Source organism: Anaerosporobacter sp., assembly GCF_965301125.1.
Genome location: NZ_CBDLAM010000029.1, coordinates 7,273 through 19,886 on the forward strand (window position 1 = coordinate 7,273; position 12,614 = coordinate 19,886).

General features: G+C 35.2%; 11 protein-coding genes. 1 reads left to right on the plus strand and 10 read right to left on the minus strand.

The window, feature by feature from the left end; genetic code table 11:
• Nucleotides 1–87: 87 nt before the first annotated feature.
• Nucleotides 88–681: a TetR/AcrR family transcriptional regulator gene (locus ACW2QF_RS05080; RefSeq protein WP_455714910.1), complete on the plus strand. Its 594-nt coding sequence runs from the start codon at nucleotides 88–90 to the stop codon at nucleotides 679–681.
• Between the two features lie 59 nt (nucleotides 682–740).
• On the opposite strand, the gene fabZ is transcribed toward ACW2QF_RS05080, so the two are convergent.
• From fabZ to ACW2QF_RS05130, 10 genes are all read right to left on the minus strand, one after another.
• The gene (fabZ, locus tag ACW2QF_RS05085) at nucleotides 741–1,163 is read right to left on the minus strand and encodes a 3-hydroxyacyl-ACP dehydratase FabZ (RefSeq protein WP_455714911.1); all 423 of its coding nucleotides are present in this window, start codon (nucleotides 1,161–1,163) and stop codon (nucleotides 741–743) included.
• Nucleotides 1,164–1,245: 82 nt separating this feature from the next.
• On the minus strand, nucleotides 1,246–2,484 hold the full coding sequence (gene fabF, locus ACW2QF_RS05090) for a beta-ketoacyl-ACP synthase II (protein ID WP_455714912.1): 1,239 nt from the start codon (nucleotides 2,482–2,484) through the stop codon (nucleotides 1,246–1,248).
• 635 nt (nucleotides 2,485–3,119) lie between these two features.
• On the minus strand, nucleotides 3,120–3,860 hold the full coding sequence (gene fabG, locus ACW2QF_RS05095) for a 3-oxoacyl-[acyl-carrier-protein] reductase (protein ID WP_455714913.1): 741 nt from the start codon (nucleotides 3,858–3,860) through the stop codon (nucleotides 3,120–3,122).
• Nucleotides 3,854–4,789 carry an ACP S-malonyltransferase gene (gene fabD / locus ACW2QF_RS05100; RefSeq protein WP_455714914.1) on the minus strand — a complete coding sequence of 312 codons (936 nt, stop codon included), beginning with the start codon at nucleotides 4,787–4,789 and terminating at the stop codon, nucleotides 3,854–3,856. The genes fabG and fabD overlap by 7 nt, the downstream gene beginning before the upstream one ends.
• A gap of 166 nt (nucleotides 4,790–4,955) precedes the next feature.
• A complete protein-coding gene (gene acpP, locus ACW2QF_RS05105; protein ID WP_455714915.1) occupies nucleotides 4,956–5,186 on the minus strand; it encodes an acyl carrier protein in 231 nt (76 codons plus the stop codon).
• 17 nt (nucleotides 5,187–5,203) lie between these two features.
• On the minus strand, nucleotides 5,204–6,184 hold the full coding sequence (locus ACW2QF_RS05110; protein WP_455714925.1) for a beta-ketoacyl-ACP synthase III: 981 nt from the start codon (nucleotides 6,182–6,184) through the stop codon (nucleotides 5,204–5,206).
• A 388-nt stretch (nucleotides 6,185–6,572) separates the two neighbouring features.
• Nucleotides 6,573–7,637 (minus strand): WD40/YVTN/BNR-like repeat-containing protein, encoded by a 1,065-nt coding sequence (locus ACW2QF_RS05115; protein WP_455714916.1) that lies wholly within the window; start codon nucleotides 7,635–7,637, stop codon nucleotides 6,573–6,575.
• A 198-nt stretch (nucleotides 7,638–7,835) separates the two neighbouring features.
• Complete coding sequence (cls, locus tag ACW2QF_RS05120) at nucleotides 7,836–9,389, minus strand: cardiolipin synthase (protein WP_455714917.1); 1,554 nt, start codon at nucleotides 9,387–9,389, stop codon at nucleotides 7,836–7,838.
• 317 nt (nucleotides 9,390–9,706) lie between these two features.
• Nucleotides 9,707–10,984, minus strand: coding sequence for a YibE/F family protein (locus ACW2QF_RS05125; protein WP_455714918.1), 1,278 nt, complete (start codon nucleotides 10,982–10,984; stop codon nucleotides 9,707–9,709).
• A 464-nt stretch (nucleotides 10,985–11,448) separates the two neighbouring features.
• Nucleotides 11,449–12,614 (minus strand): Ig-like domain-containing protein (locus tag ACW2QF_RS05130; RefSeq protein ID WP_455714919.1); only part of this gene is annotated, 1,166 nt, incomplete at its 5' end.

The following is a 12,614-nucleotide window of genomic DNA, read 5'->3' on the forward strand; positions in this document are numbered from 1 at the left end:
ACTACACAATAGTTAATATTATACGTAATGATAATTAATAATCACAATGATGTTTTTTGACCATTATTTATTAGAAGGAGAATTTATTTGGATAAAAAAAAAGTAGACCTACGTATTTTAAAAACAAGGAGGGCTATTAAAGAAGCCTTCTTGAGATTAATTCAAACAAAAGGATACGAACGAATAACTATACAAGACATTGCCGAAGAAGCCATGATAAATCGAAACACTTTTTATTTACATTATGTAGACAAACCTGATTTGATGGAACATTTATTACAAGAAAGCATGGAAAAACTGAATGTTTGTATTAACTTAGAAAAGAAAGATATTCAGGAAATTGATAAGGACATGTTTATTTCACTCTTAAACGAAACGTTCAAAGTTATTGAAGCCGATATTGTTTTCTTTAAAACGATGCTTAGTCAGAATGGTCAACCTAACTTTTCGACTCATTTAAAAGAAGTATTGAAAAGTTTCATGCTCACCAGTATTGGTGATCGTTACAATCAAAATATGAAAGTTAGCTTGGAGTATATGATCTCGGGATTAACAGGTGTTATTTGTATGTGGATCGTAAATTCTGAGAATTTAGTAGTTGAAGAGGTCATTGAACAGTTAAGCGAAATTCATTTTCACATCGTATTAGACTTGTTACAAAGAGGTCTGTTACAAAGTTGAAAAATGAACAATAAAAAGGATATTCACCTTATTAGTATGAATATCCTTTTTTAAACGTCTTATTGTAAGAAGAATGTTAATTCCCCTTCTGCAACTAGGTCGTCCCCTACATATGCTTTCGCTTCGCCAATACCAACAGGACCTTTCATCTTAGTTATCTTGGTAAATAGTTTAAGTATACATCCTGGTTCCACTGGTTTGCGGAATCTTGCTTTCGTGATTCCACCAAAGTAAACTAATTTCCCTTTATATTTTTCACAACTTAAGATTGCTACTGCTCCAGTTTGTGCAAGCGCCTCAATAATTAAGACTCCTGGCATAACCGGTTTCTCTGGATAATGACCTTGAAAGAATGGCTCATTATAAGCTACAGCTTTATAAGCGGTTGCTCTATCCCCAGGGACTAACTCTTCTACTTTATCAAGTAATAACATTGGAAACCTATGTGGGATAATCTTCTTAATCTCTTCAATTCCTAGCATAACTTCGTAGTCCTCCTCTTCTTAGCTGTACAAGCAAATACGGTTTGCAAGCAAACCGTATGTCTGTGCACATATAATTAATTTATTCGCTATATTTTTTAACTAATATACTTGCGTTATGACCACCAAAGCCTAGTGAATTAGATATTGCATAATTCACTTCCATATCCCTGCCTTTACCAGTCACATAATCAAGATCGCATTCTGCATCTGCTACCTTAAATCCAACTGTTTCATGTACATAAGAATCATCAATTGATTTTACACAAGTAATGAACTCTACTCCACCAGCAGCACCAAGCAAATGTCCAATCATTGATTTTGTTGAATTAATTGCAACTTTGTTTGCATGATCACCAAAAGCTAATTTGATTGCTCTTGTTTCAAATAAATCGTTATATGGAGTACTTGTTCCATGAGCATTGATATAATCAACCTCTTCTTTTTCAATTCCCGCATCTTTTATAGCCTCTAACATAGCCTTTGCAGCACCACTACCATCTTCCATTGGTGAAGTAATATGGTATGCATCACAGCTTGAACCGTATCCTACAAGTTCAGCATAGATTTTAGCACCTCTTGCTTTTGCATGTTCTAATTCTTCAAGAACTACAACACCAGCACCTTCCCCCATTACAAAACCATCTCTCTCAGCATCGAATGGTATAGACGCGCGGTTCTTATCTGTTGATTCACTTAATGCTGTTAAGTTCATAAATCCAGCTAAACCAAGTGGTGTAATAGCAGCTTCACAACCACCAGCTAACATCGCATCTGCTTCTCCATATTGAATTGCTCGGTATGCATCACCGATTGAATGTGTACCAGTCGCACAGGCTGTTACAATACTTGTACATTTACCCTTTAATCCCAAACGAATTGCAATATTACCAGCTGCCATATTACCAATTGCCATAGGTATCATAAGTGGAGACACTCTACCTGGTCCTTTTTCTAATAACTTCTTGTTTTCTGCTTCAATCGTACCAAGACCACCGATACCAGAACCAACAATAACGCCAATACGATCTGCATTCTCTTCTGTTACTTCAAGACCACTATCATTCATCGCTTCAACAGATGCTGCAATTGCATATTGGCAGAATGGATCCATTCTTCTTGCTTCTTTACGATCCATATAAACTGTAGGATCAAAATTCTTTACCTCAGCTGCTAACTTAACCTTATAGCCTTCTGTACTGAATTTCGTGATTTCATCAATACCAACAGTACCAGCTTTTACATTCGTCCAGAATTCTTCAACAGAATTACCAATAGGTGTAATTGCACCCATACCAGTAATCACAACTCTCTTTTTCATAAAAATACCTAATCATATCGCCAAGCGATATGGTCACATACTCAAGACTTACAAAAGTCTGCGTGACATCCTTTCTATTTTTTATAAAACCTTCATAATTAACTCTCTATAAGATAAAGCACGTTCCCCTTAAGTTATCACTTATAACTAATATCTTCTTATCTTTATATACTTGCCTAAGCGAATTTATCTTAAACAACTATATTACTCCCTTAATTATTCATTAACCCTTCCTATATAAATTGATATTTATAAATAATCTAACATAAACAAACTAAGTCATTTCTCAATTAACGCTATTAGCACACTCGCAAATCATAACTTACTATATCTGAAAAACCAGCGAAACTCTGCACAACTTATATTCATACATCTAACACTACGAGCTATAATAAAGAAACGATAGTGCAGTAACTTAGTACTTCTTAGTGTGTGCCAAGGATTCAGGAAGGCGAGGCATGGAAGCCGAGCCAGCCCGAACCACGACAGGATGTCGTGTTGAGGGCGTTTCCGTACACATGAACAACCCAAACGCACACACGTTAGAAGTACTTAGTTACGGAACGTGTTTCTGTTTATAGCTCGTAGCGTTAGATGTATGTGTATAACCCCTAGGAGTTTCGCGTGAACTTAGTTTAGATTGCGATACCACCATCTACTTGGAATACTTGACCTGTTACGTAATCACCTTGGCTTGAAGCAAGGAAGGATACCATCTTCGCGATATCTTCAGGTTGCCCCATCTTCTTAAGTGGAATGGTATCAGATACCTTTTCCTTCATTGCTTCAGGTAGTGCATCTGTCATATCCGTTTGTATAAATCCAGGTGCAACTGCATTTACAGTAATATTTCTTGATGCCAGTTCCTTCGCAACTGCTTTTGTCATACCAATGATTCCAGCTTTTGCCGCACTGTAATTTGTTTGTCCAGCATTTCCTATAATACCTGAAACAGAAGAAATGTTAATAATCTTACCACTACGCTGTTTCAACATATAGCGAGAAGAATGTTTAATGGTATTGAAAGCTCCTTTTAAGTTTGTTGTAATAACATCATCAAACTCTTGCTCTGACATCTTAAGTAATAGGTTATCCCTTGTGATACCTGCATTATTAACAATGATATCAATTGTTCTATGTTCTTTTACGATTGTATCAATCATCTCTTTTACTTCTTCGTAATTTCCTACATCGCATCTGTATAATGATGCTTGTTTATTCATCTTTGTAATTGTATCAAGCACTTCACTAGCAGCTTGTTCATTACCACTGTAATTAATAATTACATATGCTCCCTGACTAGCTAATTCTAGTGCTACCGCACGGCCAATACCACGACTTGCTCCAGTTACTAATGCAACTTTACCCTCTAGCATACGATTTCCTCCAATTTTTCTAAATCCTCAATCTTCTCTATATTAATAACCGTAACGGTCTTATCAATCTTCTTTAAAAACCCACTTAGTGTCTTGCCTGGTCCAATTTCAATAAATGTTGTTACACCATTAGCAATCATAAGCTCCATTGTTTGTTGCCAACGAACCGGTGAATATACTTGCTTCTCAAGTAATTCTTTCGTCTGTGCCACATCTGTAACAATCTCTGCCTTGGCATTACAAACATATGGAATTGTCATAGGATTCACTGTGACAACCTTAAGCTCATTTCCTAGTTTGTCTCCTGCTCCTTGTAATAATGCAGAATGGAATGGTCCACTTACTTTAAGTTCTAATGCTCGCTTAGCTCCAGCTTCTTTTAGTTTATCACAAGCCGCTAATACAGCCTCTTTCTTTCCAGATATAACAATCTGTCCTGGACAATTATAGTTTGCAGGTTGTACACACATATTTGTCTCTTCTTCTACTTCTTTGCAGATACGTTCAATTGTCTCTACATCAAGTCCTAAGATTGCTGCCATACTACCTTCGCCATTTGGAACTTCATTTGACATATAAATTCCTCTTTTACGAACTAAGGTAACCGCATCTTCAAAAGAAAGTACGTCATTAGCTACTAGCGCGGCATATTCTCCTAAAGATAAACCAGCTGTGATATCTGCTTTAATCCCTTTCTTCTTAACAGCTTCAAGAATACTTACGCATGCTGTAACCATAGCTGCTTGCGTATATTCTGTTTGATTAAGCTCCTCATTCTCTTCGAAACACATCTTAATCACGTCAAAATCCAAGACTTTATTCGCACGTTCAAATACTTCTTTGCTCTCCTTAACTTGCTCATAGAAATCCTTTGCCATTCCCACGTATTGTGCTCCTTGGCCAGGAAATAGAAACGCTGTCTTATACATACAAACACCATATGCCCTTTCTCTTATATTAATGAATACTCTAACTTACTTGCAAAAATGCCCTAGCTAACCATATAAGTTATATACTCCATCTAGAAAATGGAATATCTTTCGTTGACTTATATTGGCTATAGGGCAATTTCATCATATATTAGGAATACAATAATTAAGCTAATTTAGCTTCGATGTATTTAGCTGCATCTGCAACAGTCTTGATTTGTGGTAAATCTTCACTTGGAATTTCGATATCAAATTTTTCTTCCATAGCCATTGCTAGTTCAAATAAATCTAATGAATCTGCTCCTAAATCTTCGATGAAATTTGTTTCATCTTTTAATTCTTCAACACCTACATTTAATTGATCCGCTACTAATTCTTTTAATTCATTTAAATCCATTATTAATTCCTCCTAAATTACCATTCAATTAATGTGGTCCCCCATGTAAGACCACCACCAAACCCTGATAGGATTATTTTATCTCCACGGTCTAGCATATTTCTCTTGTTCATCTTATCAAGTAGAATTGGAATACTTGCTGCTGATGTATTCCCATACTTGTCAAGATTCATCGGGAACTTCTCAATTGGTTCCTTTAGTTTCTTCGATACTGATTCAAGTATTCTCTGATTTGCTTGATGTAATACATAATATCGAATCTCTTCTTTTGTACAACATGACTTTTCCATAACCTGCTGTATCGTTAATGGTATCGTCTTGATGACGAACTTAAAAACTTCTTGTCCATCCATCTTAATATAATCAAGTGCGGTTTCATCAGTACTATTACTATCTTGTGAAACTAGCGGATTGATTATGTATCTGCTTGCACAAGTCAAAGAATTTTTCCTAGTTCCATCAGAACCTAATACTGATTCAAATAGTCCAGTTTCAGAAGCTTGCACGATTGCTGCACCAGCCCCATCTCCAAAAAGTACACAGGTTGATCGTTCATTCCAATCAATCATCTTAGATAACACTTCAGAACCAATTATAAGTGCTGTTTTATAGATTCCTGCTTTTAAAAATGAATAAGCTGTATTAAGCGCAAATACAAACCCAGAACACGCGGCACTAAGATCATAACAAACTGCATGCATTGCGCCAATTTCCGCTTGCACTTCACAAGCGGTATTCGGCAAAAAATTATCTGGCGACATTGTTGCGACAATAATAATATCAATATCCAATGGATCGATATCCGCTCTTGCAACTGCTTTTGCTGCTGCTTTCGCCGCCATGCATGCTGTTCCTTCACCTACAGTAATTCTGCGTTTCCTAATACCAGTTCGGCTACTAATCCACTCATCACTTGTATCAACGATTCCAGACAAGTACTCATTATCAACCGCTTGTTCTGGTAGATAACTTCCTGTACTGACAAATCTCATCTCCATGCCATGTACCATGCCTTTCTGCCATCGCTTAATAGATATCCATGATACGATACATACCCATTATGACAGTATCCTTCTATTAAGTCAAAACATTTTTAACAAATTACTTTGATATTCAAAGTATATTTGTTTATGTAAAATTTGTCAAGATTTTTTTTCAATAAGAAGTGTTTTTTTAATTACAGGATTCGATGCATATTTACAAAAATGGTTGTATATTTATCAAGAGTAATAAAATGTAACATAAAAAAACAATTCCAAGAAAGTGTGCACCTATGGCAAATATAAAATATGCGTCATAGGCGTTCACTTCCTGGAATTGTTTTTACGGTGTGTAATTATTCGGATTCTATAGTAAGTAGAATTCATGCGACAACCCTTATCAGCATCATCGATGAAATACTCTACCGCTTTCATCAACTATATATCCTTCTTTTTCATCAACAAATGAATAACTTTGGATACTATCACATTGTAATGGTTCATTTATATTCCAAGTTAAACCACCATCCTGTGTAGTATACTCAATATTGCTGTTCTTTTTTGTCCCAACATATTTTAAAATCAGCTTTCCTTCCTGCCTTTCTTTTCCATAGAATACAGGAGGGTATCCTTCCACATAGCTGACATCTGCGATTTTATCATATTGCTCTAACGAAAGGCTTTCCCATGTCACACCACAATCCGTCGTTTGGAACAGATACTTGCTTTCTCCATGATATGTGGTAGCAATATATCCCTGTGACGAAGATGAAAAGGAAATACCCGTTGGATAACCCGATATCTCATTGGATAAATCGGAGATAACCTCAAAATGTTCTCCCCCATCCTCTGTCCCAAATAAGATTTTTGTCATTTGGCCACTCCCCGGATCTGAGCAATATAGCAGATAACCATTCTGTCCATCTAAAAAATTGATAAAGGCTTCATTGGCTCCTCCATACTCTTTGTAAGGGACTAAAACTTGTTTCCAGCTCTGTCCTGCATCCATTGTGCTTTCTACAACTATATTTTCTCCTAAAAAATACACTAAATACATAGTTATCTCATCTACAAAACATGCATTTACAAAATTATCTGTATTTTGATCTGCTGTCTCTACTTTATGTACGCTTTGAAAATAATCTACCCCACCGTTTGTATAAAAGACTTCATTTTCCGAAGTTAGTGCCCAACCTGTCTGTTGGTCAAACATATTAATCTGTTTTAACAATCCTATATTACTACTTACTTCTTGCATTTTAGTCTCAGTATCTGTTTGCATTGACTCATTAGCTGTATTATCATCTCTTTCATTTAATACAGTATTTTTAGAAGAACAACCACTAATACCGAATATACAACTCAATAAGATCGCTATGATAGCTATACAGGAAATTTTACCATGCCCCTGTATACTTTTCTTACATCTTTTTATGTCATATAACCTCCTCTCTATTCCTTTTGTTTTCATTTACACATACATGTAAAATCAGCTAGTACGTATATAATCTTCTTTCGTATTTTGTTTATGTGATTTCTATTATCTAAACATATTACCACAGTTCCAACTTCATTATATCATCAATACTACATTTTTCAATATTTGTAATAATATTTTAAATTTTAACATTCCTCTCCCCATCTCGTTAAGAGCAGGGAGAGGATTATTCTACATCAATGGTGCGAACAGCCTTAACACCGCCTGAGCAAGACGCATCGGCAATCCTTTGTGACAATTTTCTTCTGTAATTTCCTTACACACTTTAAATGTTTCTAAAGCATCTTCCTTCACTTGCCTCACTACCTTAGAGTTATATAAGAATACACCACACTCAAAATGAAGATACAAACTACGATAATCCATATTAATGGTTCCAACCGTTGCTACCTCATCATCACATACAAAACATTTTGAGTGAATAAATCCTGGTGTATATTCAAAAATCTTAACTCCACTTTGAACTAACTGATGATAGTAGGACTGCGTTAGCAAGAATGCATACTTTTTATCTGGTATACCAGGAGTTACAATACGAACATCTACGCCTTTCTTGGCTGCAAGGCACAAGGCTGTCATCATTTCATTATCAATGATTAGATATGGCGTAAACATGTAGATATATTTTGTAGCTGCAGTAATCATATTGAGATAAACATTCTCTCCAACCACTTCTTGATCTAGTGGTGAATCCCCATATGGTTGAACATAACCATCGGACTCAAACACCTCATCAAAATGAATATGCGGATGGAAAACCGTAATATCTGAATCTGTAGGGCGCATCGAATTCCAAATCTGCAAGAACATTACAGTAAAGTTCCAAACAGCTTCACCCTTCAACATAATACCTGCATCCTTCCAGTAACCAAATCTTTCAATATGGTTTATATATTCATCTGCTAGATTAATACCACCAGTAAATGCGGTATGTCCATCTATCACAAGAATCTTTCTATGGTCACGATGATTCATTGCCACTGAGAATACTGGTATATATGGATTAAATGCAAAGCATTTGATTCCCATCTTCTCCATCTTTTGAAAATATGGATATGGTAGTGTTTGTAGACATCCAAAATCATCATAGATCAGGCGAACATCTAATCCTTCTTTCGCCTTTTGCTCCAGAATCTCAAGTATACTATTCCACATCTTACCTTCTTCGATAATAAAATACTCAAGAAAAATATAATGTTTGGCTTTCCTTAACTCCTCAAGAATAACTGGGAAATTCTCTTCTCCTGATTTGTAGTATTCTGCAACTGTATTCTTATAAATCGGAAAATTGGTTGCATTATGAATGTAAATAGATTGCAATGCAACCACTTTGTTTGATTCTTGTATTTCTTTAAATACTGCATCGGACTGTTCTAAAAACTCTTTTGTTGCTTGATCTTGCTTATCTAATTTTTCTCGCATCTTACTTGATGGCTTCTTATTTCCCATAGACGCATAAAGCAATCCACCTAGTAGTGGAAACATTAAAATTGGTACTACCCAAGCCAACTTATATGCAGGATTATCCTGTTTATTGATAATATACAGCACAGCTATAATACTAAATAGATTAAATAACAGGGAAATAATCGTACTGTATTGACCTAATCTCACAATAACGAACAAGCCCCAACCAACTTGTAGTGCTAGTATTATTCCAACAATAACAAGTCTACTTAAGATTAATTTAGAAAAATTAATACAAACATCCTTTATTTTCTTCATACCCACACCTAATTTATCCTTTACCCTTTTTTCAACTATATATAGTATATTTTTCGTTAAAAGAACACGATTATGCGTTACCTTGTATTTTATCGTGTATTACAAAGGTTGTCTAGTGAAATATTGTAAATCAGATCAATTCCGATAAATTATAGGTTTAATTGAAACTGTATTTATGATGAGTACAAAGGAAATTAGTAATTAATATGTCTGAATATTTCTTTTAAATCCAATATAGGTAGCTATAAGGTATAAGGTAACAACCAACGAACACAAGCAATGAGATTCCAAAATATAAAAATACTGATGTTATTATCTTACTTCTTATACTTCTCTATATTAGCACTAATGAATGCTACAATAGGGACGGTTAGCACAATACCGATGCTGCCAGCGATTCCTCGTATAATTTCGATAGCAATACTATCTGTATTGATTAACTGGGCATATGGAATTCCATAAGAATAGATCATTAGTAATAGATTTAGTGACGATCCTGTAAACGCCAAAATCAACGTATTGGCCATAGTTCCCATTGCGTCCTTACCAATATTCATTCCTGAGTGAAATAACTGTTTCGTCGTTAAAGATGTATTTACCTCATGTAATTCGTGAAGGGCTGATGCAATACTCATTGCAACATCCATGATAGCACCAAGGGACGCTATCAATATTCCTGCTGTTAATAAGTTAGTAATCTGAATTCCACTTCCACTACCTGCAATCAAAAACAAGGACTCTGATTCCTCCATCTGATATCCAGTAATATGTCCAAAGATTCCAACCATATGTGCCAATAATCCAGCTAACACAACTCCTACTATCGTACCAATGATAGCGGAACTTGTCTTTACATTAATACCATCAATTAATATAAAACCAACAATCGTTGCAAAGGCAATTACACCAATTGTAGTTGGTAACGTAGGAAATCCTTTTAACAATAAAGGTAGTAATACCTTAACCACCACAAGTAAGGTTAAAATGAGACTTAATAATGCACAAGCTCCCTTCTTACCTCCAATTACACATAGTAATGCCATGAACAACAAGACAAACCCATATAGCAACAAAGAACGATCGTAGTTATATACAGAAAAATTCGGTCCTTCTTCATAAATGGTAACACGAACCATAAGCCTGGTCCCCTCTTTTGCATATACATTAAATTGAGCACTTAGAAAATTATCCATGGTAACAACTTGTCCCTTATAAGGACCATTAACCATCTTCACTTGTAGCACCTGCGAACCTCTGCGTACTCCTTCTGTGGAGTCATCTTTTTGGGTATTATCAGATAAAACCTTTTCAACAACACCTTTATCATAGCGGATATTCTTCTCTTCACTTTGAATGTCACTATTATCAATGTTTAAAATAACAACGCTAATAAGGAGTGAAGCAATTAAAAATGTTATAAGCTTAACCCAAGTTGTCTTAGAAAACTTAACTTTTCTATTTGCTTTATTGTTATCTTTCATGATGCTCTCAGCATTCTGATTTTTTCTCTTATTATCGTTATTCTTCTTGTTATCATTCTTTTTATCTTCATCATTAGCACTCATATTTTTAATATTCCTATTAGAATTATTCATATTTTCCTTTTCCCCTTCTCCCTAGTAAAAATGACATCTACTTCTCCTCAATTTGAAAATACCTCTTACTAAGTCTACAAATATCATAAACTTATCAATACTACCTTAACAACCTTTATTAAGTAATTAAGTAATAGTAGTCTATATCTATCTAGCTAAACAGCTAATCGAGAAACTTCGTAACCTTCATCCCATGTATCAACCATAGCAAAATAACTAAGAAACGGTAGCGTAATAACTAAAGTACTTCTTAGAGTGAGTCCCTCCACAAAGGAAGTCGAGGCAAGGATGCCGAGACAGCCAGCACCACGACAGGGACGTCGTGTTGCTGGCGATTCCGTACACTCTTAACACCCCTGCACTCACTCTTAGAAGCACTTAGTTATGTAGCGTGTTTCGTGTTATATTGCTATGCGTTGATACATGATCACAGCCTTGAAGTTTCTCGCTTAGCGTCCTTAGCTCTATTGCTTAACAATAACGGTGGTTTTGTAGCTCTTAGTAACCCCGTTGATCGTTACCTTAGCCGTAATTGTTGTCTTACCTGCTTTCTTTGCAGTTACTTTCCCTTTACTTGAAACAGTTGCAACGGATTTTTTAGAAGAAGTATATACAACCTTTGCACCTTCTGCTTCAATTGGTAACCGAATAGCAAGTTTTACAGATTTCTTAACAGCAATTGTTTTCTTAGAAACTGCCTGAATTTGTTCAAACAAGGTAGCTACTACTTTTGAATTAGCCTTTTTTGAAAGTAATACATAAGTTGAGCATTGCTTAATATTCAATGTTACATAGCCTTCTTTATCTACTGTATAAGCAACTTTACTACCTTCTTCTAATCTAGCTTTGTTCTTACGCTTAGATCCTGTAGTTGCCTTTTCATTGTAATAGTATAAGTAGACCTTCTTTCCTGCTTCCATTCCTTTGTTATCTCCTACATATATGCGTACAGCTGCTGTATCTGGTAAGATACCACTATGTTTGAAATCAATTACGATACCTTGTTTTCTAGCTGTAGAAGATACATATTTCGTAAGCAATTCATTTACCTTATCATTCTCACTTATTTTTGAGAACGCAATTGCTGTATTTACATCTGTTACTTTCTTACTGGACTTCTTAAGTGTCTTTCCATCAAAGTTCCATGAATACATCACTTTTCCATCTTCATCTTTCACAGTTACAGCAAGATCCTTCTTGCCTTCCTTAGCATTGTTTAATACTGATTTTGGTATATTCATTTCCTTTATTACAATAGAGTCATTATGTAATATGCTTGTAGGAATTGTTAAAACTACTTCTAGCTTGTTTGTAGTCGAACTATCTAATTGCTTATTCATGGCATACGATGCAACCTTAATCGTTACTTCTACCGGAACTTCTTTTGATGCATATTTAGCTGCCTCTAGTATAGCCTCTTCTATAATTTCTACTTCGATTTCGCTAGTATCTTCTGTTGTTGTAACAAGAGGATTATCTATAGTAACCTCTACTTTAATTTGTTTTACTTCTTCTGTTGTAGCATCAGCAACAATAATTGTCTTTATAACCACAACCTTATTATTTGAATCCATTTTTGTTATTAGTTTGGTAGTTGTTTTCGTATTATTCTCTTTATCAATTGTTACGC